Origin of the sequence: Streptomyces sp. NPDC090442, assembly GCF_044769405.1 — a bacterium.
Classification (GTDB): Bacteria; Actinomycetota; Actinomycetes; order Streptomycetales; family Streptomycetaceae; genus Streptomyces.
This window is the reverse complement of sequence record NZ_JBIVXW010000036.1, coordinates 1-23,225: the sequence shown is the minus strand read 5'-3', so window position 1 is coordinate 23,225 and position 23,225 is coordinate 1. Positions and strand designations below refer to the sequence as shown.

Sequence of the window (23,225 nt, the reverse complement as noted above, 5' to 3'; positions counted from 1 at the left end):
TCAGTTCCAGATGCCGGTGATGTCGGCCGCCGCGGCGGCGTTGCCGGCGTGCGCGGTGAGCCCGGCCAGGTCCTCCAACGTGCGCAGGACGTTGTAGTGGTTGTAGGTGGTGTCGGTGGTGCTGCCGGGCGCCACGTGCGCGCCGTAGAAGAGCGTCGGGATGCGGTTGCCGGACAGCCGGTCGTCCTCGTCGAAGGTGACGGCGAGGATGCTGTTGTGGCTCTTGGCCCACTCCGCGTAGCCGGCGAGGTTCTCCTTGAGCCAGCCGTCGCCGGTGGCCACCGAGCAGTCGTGCATGTCGTTGCACAGGTCCGGGATGACGAACGAGACCTTCGGCAGGGTGGTGTAGTCCGACGGGAACTGGTCGAAGGACTGCGCGGTGTCGGTCGGCACGTTGCCGAAGCCGAACCACGGGTTGTGCTTCTGCGCGTACCGCCCGCTGCTGCACACCGTCGAACCCTGCTCCGGCAGGCCCTCGTTGTAGCTGCCCCAGCTCTTGCCGGCGGCGATCAGCTCGGAGGCCAGGTTGGGCGCGGTCATCGAACCGACCGACACGCAACCGTCGTCGGTGCGCCCCTGGTTGGAGCCGGAGAACAGCATGTAGTAGTTGGGCTCGCTGGGGTGGGTCAGGGCGTGCGACTGGGTCAGGTCGGCGCCGCCGGCCTTGAGGGAGTTCAGGTAGGGGGCGTCGGAACTGCCGACGACCTGGTCGTAGGCGTGGTTCTCCAGCACCACCACGACCACGTGGTCGGGGGCCGGGAGCCCGGCGGCCTGTGCGCTGGCGGTGGCGCCGGTGGTGGCCCACAACCCGAGCGAGGCGGCGGCCAGCGCCGCCGCGCCGGCCAGCGCGGCGAGGGAACGCCGGTTGCGCTTGCGCGCGTTGACTGCGGTCATGACTGTCCTCCGGACGGAAGCGAGGGGCGTGCGGGGGAGGGGCGCGGTAACCCTAGAAGCCGCCGCACGGATTCGGCCGCGTCCGGAGGATGAAGAACAGGCGAACGAATGGCCTTGGGGAGTGCGGTGCGATGCCCCGTCAACTGGTGGTCAATGCGGGGGAGTTCCTCTACCGCGGGGCGGCTGTGCGGGTCGCCCGGGCGCCGGATTCCCTCCGGGGCCCGGGCGGTTCGCCGGGCGTGCCGGGGCGTCAGGCGGCGGTGCGCGGCGCAGCGGGGGTGTCGCCGTGCACCGCGTGCAGGTACAGCAGCAGGGTGTCGACGGTGAAGTACGAGCTGTACGAGATGTCCGGGGTGTCCCCGCCGGTGTGGTAGCCGCCGATCACGCCGATCACGGCGTAGCCGTGGGAGTCCCGTACCAGGAACGGCCCTCCGGAGGTGCCGCCGACGTAGCCGGCGCAGGGGATCTCCAGGAAGTCGCCGGGGGCGGCCGGGTCGGTGCTGGTGTAGCGGTGGGTGGACGAGGAGCAGTCCAGCGGCTCGGGGTAGTGGGCGTCATCGCTGCCGGGGTAGCCGACGAGCCGGACCCGGGGGTGGTCGTAGCCGGGGTAGGCGAACAGGTCGAAGCCGCCGGTGACCCGCTGGACGCGGGCGCCGTCCTCGCGGGGGCCGACCCGGACGACCGCGTAGTCCCAGCGGGCGCCGCCGTCCGTGCCGAGGTCGTAGTAGTGCTGGTCGAGGTAGATCCGCTCGACCGGGTAGATGCCGTGCGGCTTCTGGCCGTCGTGGTACTGCGGCACGAAGGACAGGTACTTCTTCGGGTCGGGGGAGCGCAGGCAGTGCCCGGCGGTGAGCACGAGGTCGCGGTGCGGGCTGCGGAGCACCGTTCCGCCGCAGAACCGGCCGGTGTTGGTGCCGTCCGTCCAGAAGAACGTGCCCACCTGGGGCAGCCCTTGGAAGGGGTGGCTGGGCGGCGCCGGCGGGGCGGTCGTCGCCCGCGGGCCCAACGCGCCCTTGTCCACCACGGGTTCGGCGGCCTCCATGCGGTGCGCGGTCCAGTACGCGTCGACGTCGGAGGCCGGGTCGCCGACGGCGTGCGCGGGCGGCGCCGGTACCGCGAGCAGCGCCAGCACCAGCACGAACAGGGCGGCGAGCGGCACGGGGGCGGGGCGCCCGCGGGCGGCCAGGGGTCTGCCCATGGTCGGGTTCCTTTCGGGGGGAGACGACGTGCACGACGGGATGCGGTCGGGGCCGTGCGGTCCGGGTGCGGTGCCGGGGTGGGGGACGCCGGCTCACCGCCCGGCGGTCGCGGTGTGGGGGCCCGCCCACTCAACTGGGCGGGGCCTGGGGCCTGTCCGACGGGTCAGGGTCGGACGGGTCCCAGGCCGACATGGTCGTACGCCGGTGGGCGGCTGACCAGAGGGGGCGTCATCCCTTCTCCGTGGCGCCCCCGCCCGTTTCCCCGGCCGTGTCGTCGAGTTCCGCCAGAATGCGCTCCCGGTCCTCGTCCAGGGCCGGGATGCGGTCCATCCGGGGCTCCCGGCCGGCGACGGTGACCGGCGGCAGCAGCGCCCGCAGCGGGCCGACGGGGGAGTCCACGGTGCGCCAGCGGTCCCGGGCGGCGAGCTGCGGATGGTCGGTGAACTCCGCGACGTCGCGCAGCCGTCCGTGGGCGATCCGGGCTCCGGCCAGTCGCCGTTCGATCTCCTCGGCCGGCAACGCGCCGAACCGCGCCTCGATCCGCTCGCGCAGCGCCGCCCGGTTGGCCACCCGCGCGGAGTTCCGGGCGAACCGCGGATCGGTCGCCAACTCCGGCCGCCGCAGCACCTCCCCGCAGAACGCCCGCCACTCCCGCTCGTTCTGGACGCCGAGGAAGATCCGGGTGCCGTCGGCCGCCGGGTACGGCCCGTAGGGGGCGATCGCGGCGTGTTCGGCGCCGGAGCGGGGCGGGGTGGTGCCCCCGTAGCCGGTGAAGTAGGCCGGGTAGCCCATCCATTCGCCCAGCGCCTCCAGCATCGACACCTCGAAGGCGCCGCCCCGGCCGGTCCGTTCGCGCTCGTAGAGGGCCGTCAGGATGCCGCTGTAGGCGTACGTCCCGGCGGCGATGTCGGCCACCGGTATGCCGATCTTGGCCGGTTCCCGCTCGGTGCCGGTCAGCGACATCGCCCCGGCCTCGCACTGCACCAGCAGGTCGTACGCCTTCTCCTGCTCGTACGGGCCGCCGGTCCCGTAGCCGGAGATGCCGCACACCACCAGCCGGGGGTGCGCCGCGAGCAACTCCCCGCCGGACAGGCCCAGTCGGTCGACGGCGCCCGGCGCGAGGTTCTGCACGAAGACGTCGGCGCGGGCGATCAGCCGCCGCAGCACCGCCGCGTCCCCGGGGTTCTTGACGTCCAGCGCGATCGACTCCTTGTTGCGGTTGAGCCAGACGAAGTGGCTGGACATCCCGCGCACCGTCTCGTCGTAGCCGCGGGCGAAGTCGCCGGTCCCGGGGCGCTCCACCTTGATGACCCGGGCGCCGAGGTCGGCGAGTTGACGGGTGGCGAAGGGCGCGGCGACGGCCTGTTCGAGCGCGACCACGGTGATGCCGTCCAGGGGGAGAGGGAGCATGATCGGACCTTTCCGGAAAAGACGGGGCCGGGGCGGCCGGTGGGGGTACCTATCTGCGCATGGATCCGATCGACGGATCCCCGGATCCGGCAGGGATCCGGTGGCACCCCCACGCATCCGCAGGAGTCACCATGACAGCCGACCGGCACGGACACGCCATGACCGACACCGGCGCCGAGGCCCTCGGCCACTACGAACAGGCCCTGGACGACCTGCTGTTCTTCCGTCCCAGGATCGAGGAGACCAGCAAGGCGCTGCTGGCCGCCGCGCCCCGCTCGCCCATCGGGCACGCCCTCGCCGCCTACCTGGGCGTGCTGGGCACCGAGGAGCAGGGCGCCGCGGCCGCCAAGAAGACCTTCACCGCCTTCCGCACCGGCCTCGACATCGACCGCCTCACCCCGCGTGAGCGGATGCATCTGGCCGCCGCCGAAGCCTGGTTGGACGGCGACTACCGCACCGCCGGCCGGACCCTCGGCGAGATCGCCGTCGCCCACCCCCGCGACCTGCTCGCCCTCTTCGCCGGTCACCACCACGACTTCCTCACCGGCGACGCGCTGCGGCTGCGCGACCGGGTCGGCGGCGCGCTCGACGCCTGGGACGAGGACGACCCGCACTACGGCCCGCTGCTCGGCATGTACACCTTCGGCCTGGAGGAGAACGGCCACTACGAACACGCCGAACAGACCGGCCTGGCGGCCCTGGAGCGGCACCCGCACGACGTCTGGGGCATCCACGGCGTCGCGCACACCTACGAGATGCGCGGCCGGTTCGTCGACGGCGCGCGCTTCCTGGACGCCCGCACCGACGCCTGGTCCGAGGGCACCCTGCTCACCGTCCACAACTGGTGGCACTACGCCCTCTACACCCTGGAGACCGGCGACACCGCCCGCGTCCTGGACATCCACGACGCCGCGGTGCACCACGAGGACTCCGGCGACGTGGCCATGGAACTCATCGACGCCGCGGCCCTGTTGTGGCGGCTGTACCTCGCCGACGACGACCAGGGCGCCCGCTGGGCGGCCGTCGCCGACGCCTGGGAGCGACGGGACGACGGCCCGCACTACGCCTTCAACGACGCCCATGCGGTGATGGCGTACGTCGGCGCGGGCCGCCTGGCGCGGGCCGAGCGGCTCATCGCGGACCGCGAGCGCTGGCTGGCGGCCACCCCGGCCGGCCCCGCGCCCGCCAACCGCGCGATGACCGCCGGCGTCGGCCTGCCCGTCTGCCGGGCCCTGGTCGCCTACGGCCGACGGGACTTCGCCGCCGTCACCGACCTGCTGCTGCCGATCCGGCACCGGCTGAACGACTTCGGCGGCAGCCACGCCCAGCGGGACGCGGTCCAGCGCACCCTGGTCGAGGCCGCACTGCGGGCCGACCGGCACGACCTGGCCGGCACCCTGCTCAGCGAGCGCAGTCGGCTCCGCCCGATCTGCCCCTACAACTGGTCGGCCAAGGCCCGGTTGGCGGAGCGGGCGGGCGACCCGGAGCGCGCGGCGGTGGCGCGGGAGCGGGCGCGCGTCCAGGCGGCCGGCCGGGTGGGGACCGTCTGAAGCGGGCCGGGGCGGCTCAGGCCAGCAGTTGCTCCGCCCAGATGACCTTGCCGTCGGTGGTGTAGCGGGTGCCCCAGCGGTGGGTGAACTGGGAGATCAGGAACAGGCCCCGGCCGCCCTCGTCGGTGGTCCGCGGATGCCGCAGGTACGGGGAGGTGCTGGAGCCGTCGCACACCTCGCAGATCAGGGTGTGCTCCAGGATCAACCGCAGCCGGATCGGCCCCGACCCGTACCGGATCGCGTTGGTGACCAGCTCGCTGACCACCAGCTCGGTGGTGAACTCCAGCTCCGGCAGCTCCCATTCGGCCAGTTGCCGGGCGGCCATCTCGCGGGCGCGGCCCACCACGGCCGGGTCCGCGTCCAGTTCCCAGGCGGCGAACCGGTCCGGGGCCAGGCCGCGGGTCCGGGCCAGCAGCAGCGTGATGTCGTCGTGCTGCCGGCGCGGCATCAGGGCGCCGATGACCGACTCGCACAGCGCGTCCAGGGACTCGCGCGGCGCGGCGAGCGCGCGCAGCAGCCGCTCCTTGGCCGGTTCGCCCGTCCCGGCGGCCGCGCCGGCCAGCAGCCCGTCGGTGTAGAGCGCCAGCACACTGTCCTCCTTGGCTGCCACCTCGACGGCCTCGAACGGCAGCCCGCTGACGCCCAGTTGGGGGCCGACCGGCAACTCGGCGAAGGCGGCGGTGCCGTCGGGGGCGACGATGACCGGCGGCGGGTGTCCGGCGCTGGCCGCGGTGAAGCAGCGGCCGACCGGGTCGTAGATCGCGTAGAGGCAACTGGTGCCCACCGCGCCGGCGTCCGCGCCCTGGCCGCCCTCCTGTGACACCCGGCCGACCAGGTCGTCGAGGTGGGCCAGCAGCTCCTCCGGGCGCAGGTCCAGGGCGGCCAGCGTCTGCACGGCGGTGCGCAGCCGCCCCATCGTGGCGATCGCGCCGATGCCGTGCCCGCGCACCTCGCCCACCACCAGTGCCAGCCGCGCCCCGGACAGCGGGATCACGTCGAACCAGTCGCCGCCCACCCCCGCCAGCTCGTCGGCCGGCCGGTAGCGGGTGGCCAGCGACAGGGCGCTGTGGTCCTGCACGCCCTGCGGCAGCAGGCTGCGCTGGAGGGTGAGCGCCGCCTCCCGTTCCCGGGTGTAGCGGCGGGCGTTGTCCAGGCAGACCGCGGCCCGGGCCACGAACTCCTCGGCCAGCCGCAGGTCGTCGGGGCCGAACGGCTCGCCGCGCGCGCCGCGGAAGAAGCTGGTGACGCCCATCGTCGTGCCGCGGGCCCGGATCGGGACCACCATCGCGGTGTGCAGGCCCTGTTCGCGCAGCGCCCGGCGCCGGCCGCCGGGCACGTCCGCGGCCCACTCCTGGCCGTGCGGGTCCAGCCACTCCATCCGCCACGGCTTGCCCTCGGCCAGCGCGCGGATGGGCGGGGACCAGGAGTGGTACGAGGCCAGGTCCCCGACGTCGACGACCGCCTCGGGGACGCCCGCCCGGGCGGACTGCTGGCCGCCGCGGCGCAGCGCGACCCGGTCCGCGTCGCCGGGCGGCCCGGTCAGCGGGTCGCCGCCCCGGATCACCGAGTCCAGCAGGTCGACGGTGACGAAGTCGGCGAGGTCGGGCACCGCGACGTCGGCGAGCTCCTGGGCGGTGCGCAGCACGTCCAGGCTCTGGCCGATGGCGGTGCCGGCCCGGTCCAGCAGGATCAGCCGCTGGCGGTTGCGGTACCGCTCGGTGATGTCGATGACGGTGTAGCAGACGCCGATGGGGCGGCCGTCGCCGTTGTCGAGCCGGACGAAGGACATCGCGTGGGCGCGTTCGTGGCGCGGCTCCGACTGGGGGCGGCCGACGTGCTCGTAGCCCAGGACCGGTTCGCCACTCTCCAGGACCCGCCGCATCTGGGCCTCCAGCGCCTCCGCGTCCAGGCCCGGCTGGACCTCGGCCAGCCGCCGCCCGATCCGCTGCCGGGCCGGGCCGCCGCCGAACCGCTCCAGCGCCACGTTCGACCAGACGAACCGCAGGTCGGTGTCGACCACGGCCATCCCGACCGGCGTCTGGAGCAGCAGTTGCTCCAGCACCGCCCGGCTCATCTCCCGCCCGGGGAACACCGACGCCTGGGTGGCCACCGCCAGCCAGTGCGCCGCCCCCGTGCCGTCGACGGCACGGGCCAACTGCACCGCGACGTCGACCGGTCCGCCGTCTTTGTGCCGGGCGGTGACGGTGCCGCTCCAGCCGCCCTGCGTCCGGCACTCCGCGGCGATCGCGGGCAGCCGCGCCGCGTCGTCGGGGGTCAGCAGGGCCGCGGCGGTCCGCCCCACGACGTCCGCGGCCGGGTGGCCCAGGAGCCGTTCGGCGCCCTCCGGCCAGCTCTCCACGCGGCCGCGGGCGTCGCACAGCACCAGGGCGGCACCGGCGATGTCGAGCGGTGCCTGCCGTCGTGCGGGGCCGTGCTCCTCGAAGTCCACCATCTGAGCCGTTCCGTCTCTGCCGGACGAGCCGGGTGAATGTGTTATATGCGCTATTTACCCCATATGAGGCTACTGGCCCCGGGCCTTTCGCCCCGTCTCACAGCCCGGCGAGTTCCCGGGCTCGGGTGAGCAGGTCGACCAGCATGCCCGGGGTGAGCTTGCCGGTGAAGGTGTTCCGCTGACTCGGGTGGTAGCAACCCAGCACCCGCAGCTCCCCGAGCGCCCCGACGGCCGGCAGTGCCACCTCCGCGCCGTGGCCGAACGCCGGCCGGGGCCGCGGCACCGACCAGCCCGCCGCGCCCAGCACCGGCCACAGCGCCTGCCACCCGAACCCGCCCAGCGCCACCACCGCCCGCAACCCCGGCGCCAGCAGCCCCAGCTCCGCCGCCAGCCAGGGCCGGCAGGCGTCCCGCTCGCCCGAGGTCGGCCGGTTCTGCGGCGGGGCGCAGCGCACCGGCGCGGTGACCCGCACCCCGTACAGCTCCAGCCCGTCGCCCCGGTGCGTGGCGGTCGGCTGCGAGGCCAGGCCCACCGCGTGCAGCGCCGCGAACAGGAAGTCCCCGGAGGCGTCGCCGGTGAACATCCGGCCGGTGCGGTTGCCGCCGTGCGCGGCCGGCGCCAGGCCCACCACCGCCAACGCCGCGTCCGCAGGACCGAAACCCGGCACCGGCCGGGCCCAGTAGTCCCAGTCCCGGAACGCCGCCCGCCGCTCCGCGCCCACCCGCTCCCGCCAGGCCACCAGCCGGGGGCAGGCCCGGCATGCCACCACCGCGGCGTCCAGCTCCGGCAGTCCTCCGCAGCGCGGCGCCCGCTCGGCCGGATACCCGGGCGCCTCCGTGCCGACCGGTGCCCCGTCTCGGTCCCGTCGCATCCGCGCCCCTCCTCTCCGGGCGCCGCCCACCGGCGCGCCGCGACCCGGTATACCGGGTCATCCGCCCTCACCCCGCCCGTCGTCCGTCGGCGAGAGCAGCAGCAGCGCCACGTCGTCCAGCCGCTCGGCATGGATGCCGCGCCGGGTCAGGACGGCGTTGGCGAGGCGGTCGAGGTCCACCGGCCCCGCCGCGGTGAGGTCGGCGGCCAGCGCCGCCACCCCGTCGTCCAGGTCCGCGCCCGGCCGCTCGACCAGCCCGTCGGTGTAGAGCGCCAGCACCGCACCGGGCGGCAGGGCGACCGTGGTCGCCGAGTAACGGGTCCCGTGCGCCACGCCCAGCAGCATGCCGGGCGGCACCCGCAGCACGTCCGCGCGCCCGTCGGGATGGCGCAGCACCGGCGGCGGATGGCCGGCGCTGGCCAGCCACGCCAGGTGGGTGCGCAGATCGAGGTGGACGTAGAGGCAGCTGGTGAACAGGTCCGGGTCCAGGTCGGCCAGCAGCCGGTTGGTGCGTGCCAGCACCTCGTCCGGCGCCGCGCCGGCCGTCGCGTACGCGTGCACCGCGGTGCGAGCCTGGCCCATCAGGGCGGCGGCCGCCGCGTTGTGCCCCTGGACGTCGCCGATGACCGCGGCCACCTGGTGCTCGCCGAGCCGGATCAGGTCGTAGAAGTCGCCGCCGATGTCCATCCCGCGGGTCGACGGCAGATAGCGCGCGGCGACCGACAGCCCCGGGACCGGCGGCAGCCCGCGCGGCAGCAGCCCCGCCTGCAACTCGTGCGCCAACTGCTGCTTGGCGTCGTAGAGGAACGCCCGGTCCAGGGCCTGCGCCATCAGCCCGGCCAGCGAGGTCAGCACCTGGCGCTCCTCCGGGGTGAAGGTCCGCGGATGCCGGTAGGCCAGGATGCAGCAGCCGACCGGGCGGCCGGAGACGATCAGCGGCAGCACCGCCCGGGCCGCCATCCCGGTCAGCTTCCCCAGCCCGGGGAACTGCCGCTCGGTCTCCTCCAGGGAGTTGAAGAAGCTCGGCTCGCCGGTGGCCAGGGCGCGCACCGCGGGACTCTGCGCGGTGCTCAACGGGATGCCCTCGAACGCCTCCACGGCCTCCTCCGGGTAGCCGCGCTGACCGACGGTCCGCAGCCGGCCCGCCTCCGCCGCGTACATCAACATCCCCTGGGCGCCGAACGCCGGCACGATCTGCTCGGCGAACAGGTCCGTGACGTCCTGGACGCCCACCGTCTCGGTGAGCGCCGCCGCCAGGTGCAGCACGTGGTACATCTGCGTGGCCCGCACCGGCAGCACCTCCGCCGGCCAGCGCGCGGCCGGGTCCTGCTCCTCGTCCGCGGCGCCGAACCACACGCTCACCCCCCGGCCGTCCGGGAACAGCCGGAACGTCAACCACTGCTCCGGCGGCCGGCAGGCGGTGAACGAGGCGGGCCGGCGGCTGAGCACCGCGGCCCGGCACCGGTCCTCGAAGACCGGGCCGCCGAGCCACGGCAGCGCCTCCCACGGCCGCGCGCCCAACAACTGCGCCGGTCCCGCGCCCAGCAGCTCCGCCGCGCCGGTGCTGAGCATCGTGATCCGCCCCTCCAGATCGAGCGCGCAGCCGCCGCCGGGCAGTCGCTCCACGAAGTCCACCGCGGCCCGCGCCTCGTCCGGACCGGCGACACGGGCCGGGGGCCTCGGCACCACCAGCGGCCCGTCCGGGCTCCGCCCCACGGGCAACAGCGCGGCCAGCCGCCGACAGGCGGCCGCGAACGCGGCGCGCTCGGCGGGCGACAGCTCCGGCGGGTGCCCGGCCGGCCACAGCAGCACCGCCGCGCCCCGGCACCCGCCCCCGTCGTCCAGCGGCGCCGCACCCAACGCGAAGTCGTACGGCAGCGCCACCGCAGTCCGGGGAAAGTCCCGGGCCAACTGCTGGTGGCCGGCCGCCCACACCAGGCACTGCCGGCGCGCGGCCACCGCGACCGGGATCGGCGACGCCAGCGCGATCCGGCGCCACGGGGCCAGCACCGGCGGCGGGAGCCCGCTCAGCGCCGTCAGCCGCAGCACCGGGGCGTCCGGGGCCAGCTCGTAGAGCATGACGGCCGAGGCCCCGGTGTCCGCCATCGCCCGCAGCAGCTCCTGCCCCAGCGAGACCTCCCCGGCCCCACGGGTCGTCGTCACGGCGCACCTGCCGACAGCCACGGCACAGTGCTGACGTTACGCCGCCGGGCGTCGACCAGCAGTCCCGCCGGACACCGCTGGCGGCCGCCGGGGACCGGCCCGAACGGCTCGCGTCGGCGGCCTCACTCCGCCTGCTGCGGCCGCCAGGTGGCGGTGACCGTCAGGGACGCCCGCCCGTTGGCCCCGACGATGCCCAGCTTGAGGTCCTGGCCGATCTGCACCCCGAACTGCACCGACATCTCGGGCGGGAGCCGCTCGGCGGTGGTGACCGCGTCATGGATCTCCTGGAGCAGCTGGCCCAGGGGGTGGAGCGTGGTGCGCAGCGCGGCCGCGACGGGCGCCTTCCCCAGCCCGAGGAAGGCGGCCTCCGTGGTCTCGGGGGGACCGGGCGGGCCGGGCGCACCCTGCGCCGGCGCGAGCTCCAGGCGGATGGATGTCCCATCGGCGAGCGTGAGTTCAGCGTGATTCGGCACGGTCCCCATTGTGCCGATCGCCCGCGATCATGCGGGGCGAACGGGCCGAACACCGGAGTCGTGCGTCAACTCCCCTACGTAGCAGGTTCGCTACGTTCCGCGAGGGTGTGTGCGTGCCCGGCCCGCGCTCCCGCCCCGCGCCTCCGCCCCCTCCTCGCCCTCGGTTTGGCGGAGGTGCCCACCGCTACGTAAAGTTCCGCCGAAGCTCGAACAGGGTTTGAGGGCCGGAGGCGGCCGGCCTGGCGAGACCGTACGAACCCAGGAAAGCGGCAGCGGCGATGACGGTGACCGAAGAAGGCCGGGCCGAGGGCGTAGGCATCGACGCGGAGCGGATGGCGATCTGCCTCAGCGTGCTGGAGGAGCTCGACACCCTGCCGCTGGACCACCCCGACGCGATCGCCATACGACGGGCCACCGCCGGCGTCTTCCGCGAGGTCAAGCGGCGCCGCCGGCAGGAGCGCCGGGCCTCCAAGACCGCCCACGACAAGGCCGTCACCGAGGCCACCGCCACCGGCGCCGCGGACCGGATCGACGACGAGACGATGGGCCGCGCCCTGGCCAGTTCGGTGACCACGGAGCTCGCCGGCATCCTGGAGCGGCCCCGCTCCTGCTACGTCTGCAAGGACCGGTACGTCGAGGTCGACGCGTTCTACCACCAGCTCTGCCCGTCCTGTGCGGAGGAGAACCGGGCCCGCCGGGAGGCCAGGACGGACCTCACGGGGCGGCGCGCGCTGCTCACCGGGGGCCGCGCCAAGATCGGCATGTACATCGCCCTCCGTCTGCTGCGGGACGGCGCGCACACCACCATCACCACCCGCTTCCCCAACGACGCGATCCGGCGCTTCGCGGCGATGCCGGACAGTGCGGAGTGGCTGCACCGACTGAAGATCGTCGGGATCGATCTGCGCGACCCGTCGCAGGTCCTCTCGCTCGCCGAGTCGGTGCGCGCCGAGGGCCCGTTGGACATCCTGATCAACAACGCCGCGCAGACCGTGCGCCGTTCGCCCGAGGCGTACCGCAAGCTGGTGGAGGCCGAGTCCGCGCCGCTGCCCGCCGGGGAGTTGCCCACCCCGGTCATCCTGGGCCGCTTCGGCAGCGGGGCCCCCGAGCTGCCGGCCATAACGGCCGGCGAGCCCGACTCGATGACCGCCGAGCACCTCACCGCCCTTGCCCTGACCAGCGGTTCGGCCTCGCCGGCCCGGATCGAGGCGGGCACCGCGATCGACGCCGGCGGGCTGGTGCCCGACCTGCACGCGCGCAACAGCTGGATACACAAGGTGGACGAGGTCGACCCGGTGGAGCTGCTGGAGGTCCAGCTCTGCAACATGACCGCGCCGTTCCTCCTGGTCAGCAAGTTGCGTCCGGCTATGGCCAGTTCCCCGGCCCGGCGCAAGTACGTGGTCAACGTCTCCGCGATGGAGGGCCAGTTCAGCCGCGGCTACAAGGGGGCCGGCCACCCGCACACCAACATGGCCAAGGCCGCGCTCAACATGCTCACCCGCACCAGCGCCCGCGAGATGCTGGAGACCGACGGCATCCTGATGACCGCGGTCGACACCGGCTGGATCACCGACGAGCGCCCGCACCCGGAGAAGATGCGCCTGGCCGACGAGGGCTTCCACGCCCCGCTGGACCTGGTGGACGGCGCGGCCCGGGTCTACGACCCGATCGTCCGCGGTGAGCAGGGCGAGGACCTGCACGGCTGTTTCCTCAAGGACTACGCCCCGTCCCCGTGGTGAGCCCGCGCGGCCGCCGCACCGGGGCCGCGGTAGGCGGCTCCGGGCGGTGCTCCGCCGCCCCCGGCGGAGATCATCGGGTCGTACCCTGGTGAGGTGACCACGACCGCATCCGGCGCCGGCTCAGGGCTCGACTCCCACGACGTCCGCCGCATCGCGCTCGCCCTCCCGCAGACCGTGGAGAAGGAGGCGTGGAGCATGCCCACCTTCCGGGTCGCCGGGAAGATGTTCCTGACCGTGCCCGACGACGAGACCTCGGTCGCGGTGCGGTGCCCCATCCACGAGCGCGGCGAGCTGATCGCGGCGGAGCCGGCGAAGTTCTGGGTGCCGCCGCACGAGGCGGGTTCGCACTGGGTCCGGGTGCGGCTGGCCGCCCTCGACGACCGGGACGAGCTGCGCGACATCCTCGTCGACTCCTGGAAGCAGGCGGCCCCCGCCGAACTCGTCGCGGCCTACCTCACGACGGGCTGAACTCCCCGTCCGGCACCAGCACCGCCGCCCCCTGCACCCGGTCGCCCGCGAGGTCGGCGAGCGCCTCGGGGGCGCGGCCCAGCGGATACCGCATGGTGCTGACCCGGATGCCGATGCGCGCGGCGGTCTGCAGGAACTCCCGCCCGTCGCGCCGGGTGTTGGCGGTCACGCTGCGCACGTTCCGCTCGTAGAAGAGGTGCTCCTGATAGTCGAGCGGGGGCACGTCGGTGAGGTGGATGCCGGCGATCGCGAGCGTCCCGGAGCGGTCCAGCGCCGCCAGCGCCACCGGCACCAGCTCGCCGACCGGTGCGAAGAGGATCGCCGAGTCCAGCGGCTCGGGCGGCCGGTCGTAGGCGTCGCCGACCGACACCGCGCCCAGGGCGCGGGCCAGTTCGCGCGCCTGCGGGGACCGGGTGAGCACATGCACCCGGGCCCCCTCGGCCACCGCGACCTGGGCCGCCAGGTGGGCCGAGCCGCCGAAGCCGTAGATGCCCAGCCGCCCGCCCGGTGGCAGCGCGGATCGCCGCAGCGCCCGGTAGCCGATGATCCCGGCGCACAGCAACGGGGCCAGCGCCTCGGCGTCTTGGGACTCCGGCAGCGGGTAGGCGTAGTCGGCCGGGAGCAGGGTCAGGTCGGCGAAGCCGCCGTCCGCGTCCCATCCGGTGTACCGGGAGGCGGGGCAGAGGTTCTCGGCGCCGGACCGGCAGTAGCGGCACTCGCCGCAGGTGGCGCGGAGCCAGGCGCCGCCCGCCCGGTCGCCGACCCGGAAACGCGTCACCGCCGGACCCGCGGCCACCACCCGCCCCACGATCTCGTGTCCCGGCATGGTGCCCGGCCGGTGTGGCGGAAGATCACCCTCAGCGAGATGCAGATCCGTACGACAGACACCACAAGCCTCCACCCTCACCAGTAGTTCCCCGGGACCGGGCGTCGGGACGGGGCGGCGCACCGCCGTCAGCGGCCCCGAGGCCATCGGCCCCGGCCGCTCAACGGCCCACCCGGACAACGTCTCCGGGCGCTCGGCGCCCGCCATACCCCCAGCCTCCCGCCGGCCCGGCACCCCGGCAAACGCGGTGCCGCAGGTCCTGGCCGGATCGCGCGCGGCCAACTTCTACAGTCATGTAGATTTTCGCGAGTGTGCGACGGCGACGGCCGTTCACCGGGCGTCCCCGAGGCAACGGTGCCGGTACCCGGCGGCGTCCTTGTCCACGGCGTCCGCGGCCGACGACCGCCCGCCCGACGACCGCTCACCCGACGACCGCCGTACACAACGAACCGGGTACGCAACGACCTGCGTACCCACCACCGAGGAGAGGATGTCCCGTGGGCATCATCAGTTGGATCGTGCTCGGGCTCCTGGCCGGGGCGATAGCCAAGTTCCTGCTTCCTGGACGCGACCCCGGCGGGTTGGTGGGCACCACGCTCATCGGCATCGCCGGTTCGTTCATCGGCGGTTGGCTGTCGGCGAAGTTCCTGCACCGGCCGATCGCACACCACTTCTTCGACGTCGCCACCTGGGTCGCGGCCATCGCCGGCGCCCTGGTCCTGCTCATCATCTACCGGCTGCTGTTCGGTAATTCCCGCGACTGAGCGCGCGCCGGCCCGGCCGTCAATGGCCAACTCTGTCCCGGTATGTCTGTTTCGCGCCTGGCAGGGATCGCGGATTCGTCGACGGAATCCGGAACTGCCGGGCCGGCGCGTCCGTTTCCCGGGGAGACCGACATATGGGGAATCAGATGAGTGTGAACTTGAGCAAGGGCCAGAAGGTCAGCCTGAGCAAGGCCGACGGTGGCTCGCTGAGCGTGGTCCGGATGGGCCTGGGCTGGCAGGCCGCCCGCCGCAAGGGCTTCCTCGCCCGGCTCACCGCCCGCGAGATCGACCTCGACGCCTCGGCCGTGCTCTTCGCCGGCCAGCAGCCCGTCGACGTCGTCTTCTTCAACCACCTGGTGAGCGACGACGGTTCGGTGCGGCACACCGGCGACAACCTCGTCGGCGGCGCCGGGCAGGGCGGTGACGACGAGTCGATCCTGGTCGACCTCCAGCGGGTTCCGGCCCACGTCGACCAGATCGTCTTCACCGTCAACTCCTTCACCGGGCAGACCTTCCAGGAGGTGGAGAACGCCTTCTGTCGTCTGCTCGACGAGGCCAACGGTCAGGAGCTGGCCCGCTACACCCTCTCCGCCGGCGGCTCGCACACCGCCCAGATCATGGCCAAGGTCTTCCGGTCGGGCGGCGGTTGGGAGATGGCCGCGATCGGCGCGCCCGCCCAGGGGCGGACGTTCGAGGACCTGATGCCCGCTGTCGCCGCGCATCTGTGAGGCACCCGGCCGGGACGGTGCGTCGCCGCCGGGGGTTTCCCGGCGGCGCGCATCAGGGGGAGTCGGACGCCGACGGCCCGGTGAAGCCCGGTCGGCCGTAGTCCGGGCCGGCGAAGTCGGGGCTGGCGAAATCCGGGCTGGCGAAGTCGGGCGAGCTGAAGCCCGGTCCGTCGGCCGGCACCGGACGTCCCTCGCCCGCGCCGCCGGTCACGCCGGCCGCGGCCGGGCGGGGCAGCGCGGGGCGCTCGACGGCCCGCGCACCGCTCGCCGCGGCGTCGATCCGGCCGAGCAGGAACGGCGTGATCCCCCGCTCCAACAGGGCCAGTTGCCAGACCTCGTGTGCCCGGGCGGCCGCCGGGTCGGGCTCGGCGGAGGCGTCGCCGGCGCGGTTGCGGGCGGCCGTCGTCAGCAGCCAGACCAGCCCGACCAGGGTCGCCACGACGGCGACCCCGGCGGACGTCCAGCCCGCCGTGATCAGGTTGTCGGCGAGGGAGGACGGGGCCACGGCGCGCAGCCCGAAGCCGAACAGCAGGAAGACGGCCGCGGCGGTGGTGGCCAGCCCCGGTATCAACACCCCCAGCGCGGGCAGCAGTCCACCGCTCCGGGAGGTCGTGCCGACGCCGGACGGCGAGGGGACGACGCTGGCCGGTGCGTCGGCCGAGGCGGTGCGCAGCCGGAGCAGTTCGCGGTATTCCGCGGCCGCCGTGGCGGCCAGGGTGTCGCGGGACTGCAGCGCCGCGCTGCGCAACTGCTCGGCGTTGACCGAACCGGCGGTGCGGGACAACGCGGCTCTGAGGTCCGGGGAGTTGAGGGCCTGGTCCAGGGTGCGCTCGAAGGCGAGAGCGTCCTGGGCCGTTAAGCGGTCGTTGTGGTGCACGTGTCATCCCCGATGGGTTGAGGGTCAGTTGCCCGGCGGCCCGGCCCGCTTGCCGGCCGCGTCGCCCGGACGGTGAACGGGGGCGGCCACCGCTCAGACAACGCGGCGCGCTCCTTGATGGTTCCCTGCTTGCGCAATCCCTAAAGTGTTGCTCATGGACGAAACGAAGTTGGTACAGGGCGCGATGACGGACGCGGTGCGCTGGGAGACGGCCGTGCTGAACGGGGGGCCCGCCGACGGGGTGCGGCTGCAACTGACCGGCCGGCCGAGCGTGCTCCAGGTGAGCCACCCCTGCCGGGTGGAGAGCGCCCCGGAGGGCATGCAGATCGCGGCGCTGCACATCTACCGCCGCGACCTCAAGGTGAAGAGCGAGCCCCTGCGCTACGGCTTCGACGGGGTGAGCCCGTGAGGCCGGTGCGGGGGTAGGCGTGCCGGTGGCGGCCCGACCTCAGTGCGCGGGGTTCGGGCCGGCCTCCTGGCTCGTGGGGGCGGCGGCCGGTCGCTCGGCGGTGCCGGGGGTGGCACCGGAGGTGGTGCCGGCGGTCGGGGTGCCGGTCGCGGCGCCGGGTGCCGCGTGGATCGTCCGCGGTGCCTCCGCCGACTCCTGCGGACCGGGGGCGTAGCTCGCGGTGGGCGGCGTCCCGTCGTCCTCCCGCATCGCCTTGGTCTCGCTCTTGAGGATGCGCAGCGACTTGCCCAGCGCGCGGGCGGTGTCCGGCAGCTTCTTGGAACCGAAGAGGAGGATCACCACGAGCGCCACGATCAGTAGATGCCAAGGTTCCAGTCCGTTGCGCAGCATCGCTGCCACCCTTCTCTCGTTGTCACCACGGTCGGTGTGCGCGACCGGTCTCGCGGGGACCGGGCGCACACTTCACTTGCTACATTGCGCAACTGTATAACCCTGGGCAGGGGGGATCCGTCTGCCGTCGGGAAATCGCACGGACGAGGGTGCACACGTGACACGCAGCCACAGGGCAGGAGGCGCACGCGGGGACGGGGACGGGGGCGGGTCCGGCCGCGGGCCGGGCGCGGTCCGCACGGCGGCCGCGGCGACCCTCTCGCTCCTGGTGCTGCTGGTCGCCGGTGCCGGCTGGCTCTACCTCCAGCTCAACGGGGACATCACCACCTTCGGCGCGGACGGCCTCAGTCGGGACCGGCCCGCCGCCGGCGCCGGCGGCAACAACGTCCTGGTCATCGGCTCCGACTCGCGGTCCGGCGAGAACCGCAAGCTGGGCGGCGGCACCGGCGACGTGGGGCGCTCCGACACCGCGTTCCTGCTGCACGTCTACGGCGACGGCCGGCACGCGCTCGCGGTCTCCTTCCCCCGGGACGCGCTGGTCGGGATCCCGCCCTGCCGGATGCCCGACGGGACGTGGACGCCGGCCAGGTCGGCCGCGATGTTCAACTCCGCGTTCACGGTGGGCGGCACGGCCAAGGGGAACCCGGCCTGCACCCAGAACACCGTCGAGCAACTGACCGGAGTACGGGTGGACCACACCGTCGTCGTCGACTTCGCCGGCTTCGCCGCGCTGACCACGGCCGTCGGTGGGGTGCCGGTCTGCGTGCCGCAGGACGTCTACGAGGGCGACCTCAACCCGCACCGGGGGGCCCGCGGCAGCCTGCTCTTCCCCCGGGGGCCGCAATCCGTCTCCGGGCAGCGGGCGTTGGACTACGTCCGCCTGCGGCACGGCCTCGGGGACGGCTCCGACATCGGCCGGATCAAGCGCCAACAGGCGTTCACCGCCGCGCTGATCAGGAAGGTCAAGTCCCGCGGCATGAACCCCTCCACGCTGCTCCCGCTGGCCCGGGCGGCCACCGCGGCCCTCACCGTCGATCCCGGGCTGGGCTCCGCGGACCGGCTCCTCGCCTTCGCGCTGTCGATGAAGGACGTCGACCTGCACGACACCAAGTTCCTGACCGTGCCCTGGCGTTACCAGGGCGCCCGGGTCGCGGTGGTGCACCCGGACGCCGACCGGCTCTGGGCCGACCTGCGCGCCGACCGCACCGTCGACGGCCAGGACGCCGGGGCCGGCCCGCACCACGGTGCGCAGGAGGACCACAAGGCCGCCGTCCCGACGCCCGGCGCCGCACCGACCGCGGCCGGCGCCGCCGTCGCGGTCTACAACGGCACCCCCGTCCCCGGGCTCGCCGCGCACGCCGCCGCCCAACTCCGGACGGCCGGCTTCACCGTGACCCACACCGGCACCGCCACGGCCCAGCAGTACACCACCACCGTCGTCGCCTACGGTCCCGGCCAGCAGGACCAGGCGCGGGGCGTCGTCCGGCAGTTCGCCGGCGCGGTCCTCCGGCAGGCCACCGCGCCCGGCATCAGCGTCACCCTCGGCCGGGACTACGCCGACGGCCCCGCCACCCCGCCGGCACACCTCGGCGGCGCGGCGCGCTCCGCAGCGGACGACCCGTGCGCCGATCTCTCGTACGGTTAGCGCCAGCACCGGTACGCCACTTGTCACCCATGTCCCCTATGTCGCCACGATGTTGAGGAGAAGATCAGCTCATGTCAATCCTTAGCCGGCCCTCGCCCGGCGCGATGCTCAGAGCCGTTCCCGGCGCCCTGCCCAGAGTCCTGGCCGGACTCCTGCTCGCGGCCCTGGCGCTGCTCGGCGCGGCGGTGGCCGTTCCGCAGCCGGCGCATGCCGCGGGCGGCGGCCTGGACGCCGTCGCCGAGGCCCTCAAGAAGAGCCCGGTGTACGTCGATCCGCGGGTCCGCGACCAGCTCCCGGACGCCGACCGGAAGGCCCTCGCGCAGAAGATACTCGACGCCGACAAGCCGGTCTTCGTCGCCGTCCTGCCCGAGGCCCCCGAGTTCCCCCAGAAGACCCTGCTGCAGGACCTGCGCACCAAGGTCGGGATCACCGGCGTCTACGCCGTCCACCTCGGCGCCAACGGCTTCAACGCCGGCGCCGACGGCCAGGTCCTGCCCCGCAACGCGGTGCACAACCTCAAGGACGCGGCGCGCGACTCCCACAAGGGCGACACCAAGGCCATGGTCACCGAGTTCGCCCAGCAGGCCGCCGCCCAGGCCCGCGGCGAGGCGCCCACCTCGTGGAACGAGGGCGCGGGCGGCGGCGGTTCGAGCGCCGGGCTGCTGGTCGGCGGCGCGGTGGTGGTCGCCGGCGGCGTCGGCGGCTACGCCCTCTTCCGTCGGGCCAAGAAGCAGCGGGAGGAGCGCGAGCGCGCCGAACTGGAGACGCTGCGGGTGGTCGTCGACGAGGACATCACCGCCTTCGGCGAGGAGTTGGAGCGGCTGGACTTCACCCCGTCCGAGCCCGGTGCCACCGACGCGATGCGCGCGGACTACAGCGCCGCCCTGGACGCCTACGACCGCGCCAAGACGAAGATGGCCGAGGCCCGACGCCCCGACGACGTCCGCCCGGTGACCGAGGCCCTGGAGGACGGCCGGTTCGCGCTGGCGACCCTGGCGGCCCGCCGCACCGGCGCCCCGCTGCCCGAGCGCCGGCTGCCCTGCTTCTTCGACCCGCGGCACGGCCCCTCCACCGTCGACGTCGCGTGGGCCCCGCCCGGCGGCGCCCCGCGCCCGGTCCCGGCCTGCGCCGCCGACGCGACCCGCCTGGCCGACGGCCTGGAGCCGATGTCCCGCACCGTCCAGACCCCGGGCGGTCGGCAGCCCTACTGGGACGCCGGACCGACCTACTCCCCGTGGGCCGGTGGCTACTTCGGCGGCGGCAGCGTGCTCACCGCGATGGTCGCCGGCACCGTGCTCGGCTCGGTGCTCAGCGCCCCGACCGCGTACGCCGACTCCCCGTCGTTCCTGAGCGGCCCCGAGGGCGGCACCGAGTCCGGCGCCGACTTCAACCCCGGGGACTTCGCGGGTGGTTTCGGTGGCGGCGACGGCGGCGGCTTCGACGGCGGGGGGTTCGGCGGCGGCGACTGGTGAGCCGACCGACCTGTTAGCCGTTTCCCACGAGGGCGGGCCCGCGGATCAGAGCTGTGATCCGTCGGGCGCGCCCTCGGGCGCTTCCGCGCCGCGTTCCCGGCGCGCGTACCGGGTGCGCGCGAACGCCAGCGCCGCCCCGTAGAGCGTCAACACCACCGAGAGCAGCAGGTAGTACAGCGGCGGCGGCGCCGACATGCCCAGCACCGGGGCCAACGGGGAGACCGGCAGCAGCAGCCCGACCACCGCCAGCGCGGTCACCGCCAGATGGACCGGACCCACCGTCCGCCCCTCCGCGGCCCGTCGCCCGGTGCGCAACAGCAGCATCACCATCCCCTGGGTGAGCAGGTTCTCGGTGAACCACCCGGCGTGGAACATCGTCGGGCTGTCCACCCCCGCGGTGGCCCGCGCGGCGAGCGCCAGCGCCGCGAACGTCGCCAGGTCGGCGGTGGCGTTGATCACGCCGAACGCGGTGATGAAGCGCAGGAACACCCGCGGCCGCAGCACCGCGGGCCGCCGCGCCGCGCCCGCCGCCGGCCGGTCGAAGGCGAGCGAGAGCTGCGCCGCGTCGAAGCAGAGGTTCTGCACCAGCACCTGCGCCGGCAGCATCGGCAGGAACGGCAGCAGCAGCCCCGCCGCCAGCATCGCGATCACGTTGCCGAGGTTGGACGACAGCGTGATCCGCAGATAGGCCGAGATGTTGCCGCTGGCCAGCCGGCCGGTGGTGATCGCCCGCTCGATCGCGGTCAGGTCCTTCTCGGCCAGCACCACATCGGCGCCCTCCCGCGCCACCGGCACCGCATCGCGCGGGCAGATCCCGACGTCGGCCGCGTGCAGCGCCGGCAGGTCGTTGACCCCGTCGCCGAGGAACCCGGTGGTGTGCCCGGCCGCGCGCAGCGCCGCGACGATCCGGGCCTTGTCCTGGGCCGTGCAGCGCGCGACGACCGTGGCCCGCCCGACCGCCTCGGCCAGCGCCGGACCGTCCAGCCCGGCCAGCCGGCCGGCGATGAGCACCTCGCCCGGCTCCAGCCCCAGATCCCGGCAGGCCCGGGCCGCGGTACCGGGATGGTCGCCGGTGAGCACCTTCACCGCCACCCCGCGCTCGGCCAACACCCGCAGCGCGTCCGCCGCCGACGGCGCCAGCGCATCGCTCAGCGCCACGAAGCCGAGGAAGGTCAGCCCCCGCACGTCCGCGTCGGAGTACGTGCCGAGCCGGGGGCGGCGGTCGCCGCGGGCCACGGCCAGCAGCCGCAGGCCACCGTCCGCCTCCGCGGCGGCGCTCCGCAACAGCCGCTCCCGGGCCGCCGCGTCCAGCGCCACCTCCCGCCCGCCGGTCCGCAGCCGCCCGCACCGGGCCAGGACGTCCTCCACCGCGCCCTTGACGACCAGGGTGTGCGAGCCGTGCTGCCCCGGGCGGCGGACCACCGCCGTGGACGTCCGCACCGCCGGGTCGAACGGCAGCGCCGCGATCCCGTCGAACTCCAGCGGATCCGCGCCCCTTTCGTCGGCGGCGGTCAACACCGCCTCGTCCAACGCGTCCGGGACCGGCAGTTCGGCCAGCTCGATGGTCCAGAAGCTGTTGACCGCCGCCAGGCGCAGCACCTCCGGATCGGGCGCGCCGTCCGGGTCCACCGACCGCACCACGACCGGCCGGTCCTGGGTGAGGGTGCCGGTCTTGTCCAGGCACAGCACGTCGATCGCGCCCAGGTCGTGCAGCGCCGGCAGCCGCTTGACGATCACCCCGCTGGTCCGGGCCAGCAGCGCGGCACCGCGGGCCAGCGCGGTGGTCACGATCACCGGCAGCATCTCCGGCGTCAGCCCGACCGCGACCGCCACCGCGAACGGCAGCGTCTCCAACCCCCGCCCGCGCAGTGCCGCGTTGGCCATCAGCACCAGCGGCGGGGTCAGCAGCATGAAGCGGATCAGGGTCCAGGCGATGCCGTGCACCGACCGGTCGAAGGCGGTCTCGCCGCGCCGCCGGGCCCGCTCGCGGTAGGCCGCGGCGAACCGGGTGTCCCGACCGGTCGCCACCACCAGGCCGGTGCCGCTCCCGGTCGCCACGCTGCTGCCCTGGAAGCACAGGTGCGGCGGCTCCTCCCCGTCCCGCTCCGCTGCGGGCGGGGCGTCCAGGGCCCGCTTCGGCACCGGCGCGGACTCCCCGGTCAACGCCGCCTGATGCACCGTCAGCCCGTTGGCGCGCAGCAACCGCACGTCCGCCGGGACCAGATCGCCCGGCCCCAGCCGCACCACGTCCCCGACCACCAACTGGTCGACCGGGACCTCCCGCACCTGCGGCGGCGCCTCGGCATCGGCCCGGCGCTGCACCGACGAGGTGGTGGCGACCATCTCCCGCAGCGCCGCCATCGCCCGACCCGCCTGGTGCTCGCCGCCGGACCGCAGCGCGCAACTGACCACCACCAGCGTCATGATCACGCAGGCGGTGCCCCACGAGGCGACGGCCGCCGAGACCAGCGCCAGGCACAGCAGCACCGTGGTGAACGGATCGCGCAGCGCCCCCAGGAACCGCCGCGGCCAGGACACCGGCCGCCACGACGGCACGGTGTTCTCCCCGTGGCGCGCCAGCCGCTCCTCGGCCTCGGCCTCGGTCAGCCCGCGCGGCCCGCTGTCCAGCCGCCGCATGAGCTGCAAGGACGTCAGCGCCGCCGACTCCTCCGTCCCGGCACCGCCCGGCGGCCCCACCGGGCCCGCGCACACCGCCTCCGCATCCGGGGGCACCGGGTTCGCCCCCGACACGGCGGTGGTCTCAGGCACCGAGCCGGCGCAGGCGGGCCGGTGCCGGGGTCGGGGGTGCGTTGCGGGCGGCGAGTTGGGTGACGAGGGTGCGCATCACGGCGACGGTTTCGGGGTCGTCGACGAAGTAGACGACGCGGCGGCCTT

General features: G+C 74.6%; 19 protein-coding genes. 8 read left to right on the top strand and 11 right to left on the bottom strand.

Annotated features, from left to right (window positions below; all coding sequences use genetic code 11):
- The 3 genes from ACIQU6_RS24655 to ACIQU6_RS24645 form a co-directional block, all read right to left on the bottom strand.
- Nucleotides 1-894: an alkaline phosphatase family protein gene (locus ACIQU6_RS24655; protein WP_403483841.1), complete on the bottom strand. Its 894-nt coding sequence runs from the start codon at nt 892-894 to the stop codon at nt 1-3.
- A gap of 250 nt (nt 895-1,144) precedes the next feature.
- Nucleotides 1,145-2,092, bottom strand: a complete 948-nt coding sequence (locus tag ACIQU6_RS24650; RefSeq protein WP_403483840.1) for a trypsin-like serine peptidase — start codon at nt 2,090-2,092, stop codon at nt 1,145-1,147.
- A gap of 229 nt (nt 2,093-2,321) precedes the next feature.
- Entirely contained in the window at nt 2,322-3,503 is a 1,182-nt protein-coding gene (locus ACIQU6_RS24645; protein ID WP_403483839.1) for a CaiB/BaiF CoA transferase family protein, read from the bottom strand.
- A gap of 131 nt (nt 3,504-3,634) precedes the next feature.
- Here ACIQU6_RS24645 and ACIQU6_RS24640 point away from each other — a divergent pair, with 131 nt between their 5' ends.
- Complete coding sequence (locus ACIQU6_RS24640; protein ID WP_403483838.1) at nt 3,635-5,053, top strand: tetratricopeptide repeat protein; 1,419 nt, start codon at nt 3,635-3,637, stop codon at nt 5,051-5,053.
- Nucleotides 5,054-5,069: 16 nt separating this feature from the next.
- On the opposite strand, the gene ACIQU6_RS24635 is transcribed toward ACIQU6_RS24640, so the two are convergent.
- The 4 genes from ACIQU6_RS24635 to ACIQU6_RS24620 form a co-directional block, all read right to left on the bottom strand.
- On the bottom strand, nt 5,070-7,505 hold the full coding sequence (locus ACIQU6_RS24635; RefSeq protein ID WP_403483837.1) for a SpoIIE family protein phosphatase: 2,436 nt from the start codon (nt 7,503-7,505) through the stop codon (nt 5,070-5,072).
- Nucleotides 7,506-7,602: 97 nt separating this feature from the next.
- Nucleotides 7,603-8,376: a uracil-DNA glycosylase gene (locus ACIQU6_RS24630; RefSeq protein ID WP_403483836.1), complete on the bottom strand. Its 774-nt coding sequence runs from the start codon at nt 8,374-8,376 to the stop codon at nt 7,603-7,605.
- 57 nt (nt 8,377-8,433) lie between these two features.
- On the bottom strand, nt 8,434-10,482 hold the full coding sequence (locus ACIQU6_RS24625) for a SpoIIE family protein phosphatase (protein ID WP_403483906.1): 2,049 nt from the start codon (nt 10,480-10,482) through the stop codon (nt 8,434-8,436).
- A gap of 179 nt (nt 10,483-10,661) precedes the next feature.
- Nucleotides 10,662-11,012: a CU044_2847 family protein gene (locus ACIQU6_RS24620; protein WP_403483835.1), complete on the bottom strand. Its 351-nt coding sequence runs from the start codon at nt 11,010-11,012 to the stop codon at nt 10,662-10,664.
- Between the two features lie 278 nt (nt 11,013-11,290).
- Between ACIQU6_RS24620 and ACIQU6_RS24615 the strand changes: the two genes are divergently transcribed.
- Both ACIQU6_RS24615 and ACIQU6_RS24610 read left to right on the top strand, forming a co-directional pair.
- On the top strand, nt 11,291-12,751 hold the full coding sequence (locus ACIQU6_RS24615; protein ID WP_403483834.1) for an SDR family NAD(P)-dependent oxidoreductase: 1,461 nt from the start codon (nt 11,291-11,293) through the stop codon (nt 12,749-12,751).
- 93 nt (nt 12,752-12,844) lie between these two features.
- Nucleotides 12,845-13,219: an MmcQ/YjbR family DNA-binding protein gene (locus ACIQU6_RS24610; protein ID WP_403483833.1), complete on the top strand. Its 375-nt coding sequence runs from the start codon at nt 12,845-12,847 to the stop codon at nt 13,217-13,219.
- Here ACIQU6_RS24610 and ACIQU6_RS24605 read toward each other — a convergent pair.
- Nucleotides 13,206-14,252, bottom strand: a complete 1,047-nt coding sequence (locus tag ACIQU6_RS24605; RefSeq protein ID WP_403483832.1) for a zinc-binding alcohol dehydrogenase family protein — start codon at nt 14,250-14,252, stop codon at nt 13,206-13,208. The two genes, ACIQU6_RS24610 and ACIQU6_RS24605, sit on opposite strands and share 14 nt — an antisense overlap.
- A 290-nt stretch (nt 14,253-14,542) precedes the next feature.
- Between ACIQU6_RS24605 and ACIQU6_RS24600 the strand changes: the two genes are divergently transcribed.
- Both ACIQU6_RS24600 and ACIQU6_RS24595 read left to right on the top strand, forming a co-directional pair.
- Complete coding sequence (locus ACIQU6_RS24600; RefSeq protein ID WP_403483831.1) at nt 14,543-14,809, top strand: GlsB/YeaQ/YmgE family stress response membrane protein; 267 nt, start codon at nt 14,543-14,545, stop codon at nt 14,807-14,809.
- 146 nt (nt 14,810-14,955) lie between these two features.
- Nucleotides 14,956-15,537, top strand: a complete 582-nt coding sequence (locus ACIQU6_RS24595; RefSeq protein WP_403483830.1) for a TerD family protein — start codon at nt 14,956-14,958, stop codon at nt 15,535-15,537.
- 52 nt (nt 15,538-15,589) lie between these two features.
- On the opposite strand, the gene ACIQU6_RS24590 is transcribed toward ACIQU6_RS24595, so the two are convergent.
- On the bottom strand, nt 15,590-16,414 hold the full coding sequence (locus ACIQU6_RS24590) for a hypothetical protein (protein ID WP_403483829.1): 825 nt from the start codon (nt 16,412-16,414) through the stop codon (nt 15,590-15,592).
- A 154-nt stretch (nt 16,415-16,568) separates the two neighbouring features.
- Here ACIQU6_RS24590 and ACIQU6_RS24585 point away from each other — a divergent pair, with 154 nt between their 5' ends.
- Nucleotides 16,569-16,823, top strand: coding sequence for a hypothetical protein (locus ACIQU6_RS24585; RefSeq protein WP_403483828.1), 255 nt, complete (start codon nt 16,569-16,571; stop codon nt 16,821-16,823).
- Between the two features lie 39 nt (nt 16,824-16,862).
- Here the strand turns inward: ACIQU6_RS24585 and tatA are convergent, their stop codons facing one another.
- Complete coding sequence (gene tatA / locus ACIQU6_RS24580; RefSeq protein ID WP_403483827.1) at nt 16,863-17,213, bottom strand: Sec-independent protein translocase subunit TatA; 351 nt, start codon at nt 17,211-17,213, stop codon at nt 16,863-16,865.
- Between the two features lie 157 nt (nt 17,214-17,370).
- Here tatA and ACIQU6_RS24575 point away from each other — a divergent pair, with 157 nt between their 5' ends.
- Together ACIQU6_RS24575 and ACIQU6_RS24570 are read left to right on the top strand one after the other, a co-directional pair.
- On the top strand, nt 17,371-18,858 hold the full coding sequence (locus tag ACIQU6_RS24575; protein WP_403483826.1) for an LCP family protein: 1,488 nt from the start codon (nt 17,371-17,373) through the stop codon (nt 18,856-18,858).
- A gap of 71 nt (nt 18,859-18,929) precedes the next feature.
- Entirely contained in the window at nt 18,930-20,330 is a 1,401-nt protein-coding gene (locus ACIQU6_RS24570) for a hypothetical protein (RefSeq protein WP_403483825.1), read from the top strand.
- Nucleotides 20,331-20,375: 45 nt separating this feature from the next.
- Here ACIQU6_RS24570 and mgtA read toward each other — a convergent pair whose 3' ends face one another.
- Nucleotides 20,376-23,099 (bottom strand): magnesium-translocating P-type ATPase, encoded by a 2,724-nt coding sequence (gene mgtA / locus ACIQU6_RS24565; RefSeq protein ID WP_403483824.1) that lies wholly within the window; start codon nt 23,097-23,099, stop codon nt 20,376-20,378.
- Nucleotides 23,100-23,225: the final 126 nt, after the last annotated feature.

Excerpts from the sequence above, each read along its gene's own strand:
- ACIQU6_RS24655 (WP_403483841.1), bottom strand. The coding sequence starts at position 894 with ATGACCGCAGTCAACGCGCGCAAGCGCAACCGGCGTTCCCTCGCCGCG.
- ACIQU6_RS24650 (WP_403483840.1), bottom strand. The coding sequence starts at position 2,092 with ATGGGCAGACCCCTGGCCGCCCGCGGGCGCCCCGCCCCCGTGCCGCTC.
- ACIQU6_RS24645 (WP_403483839.1), bottom strand. The coding sequence starts at position 3,503 with ATGCTCCCTCTCCCCCTGGACGGCATCACCGTGGTCGCGCTCGAACAG.
- ACIQU6_RS24640 (WP_403483838.1), top strand. The coding sequence starts at position 3,635 with ATGACAGCCGACCGGCACGGACACGCCATGACCGACACCGGCGCCGAG.
- ACIQU6_RS24635 (WP_403483837.1), bottom strand. The coding sequence starts at position 7,505 with ATGGTGGACTTCGAGGAGCACGGCCCCGCACGACGGCAGGCACCGCTC.
- ACIQU6_RS24630 (WP_403483836.1), bottom strand. The coding sequence starts at position 8,376 with ATGCGACGGGACCGAGACGGGGCACCGGTCGGCACGGAGGCGCCCGGG.
- ACIQU6_RS24625 (WP_403483906.1), bottom strand. The coding sequence starts at position 10,482 with ATGGCGGACACCGGGGCCTCGGCCGTCATGCTCTACGAGCTGGCCCCG.
- ACIQU6_RS24615 (WP_403483834.1), top strand. The coding sequence starts at position 11,291 with ATGACGGTGACCGAAGAAGGCCGGGCCGAGGGCGTAGGCATCGACGCG.
- ACIQU6_RS24605 (WP_403483832.1), bottom strand. The coding sequence starts at position 14,252 with ATGGCGGGCGCCGAGCGCCCGGAGACGTTGTCCGGGTGGGCCGTTGAG.
- ACIQU6_RS24595 (WP_403483830.1), top strand. The coding sequence starts at position 14,956 with ATGAGTGTGAACTTGAGCAAGGGCCAGAAGGTCAGCCTGAGCAAGGCC.
- ACIQU6_RS24585 (WP_403483828.1), top strand. The coding sequence starts at position 16,569 with ATGGACGAAACGAAGTTGGTACAGGGCGCGATGACGGACGCGGTGCGC.
- tatA (WP_403483827.1), bottom strand. The coding sequence starts at position 17,213 with ATGCTGCGCAACGGACTGGAACCTTGGCATCTACTGATCGTGGCGCTC.
- ACIQU6_RS24570 (WP_403483825.1), top strand. The coding sequence starts at position 18,930 with ATGTCAATCCTTAGCCGGCCCTCGCCCGGCGCGATGCTCAGAGCCGTT.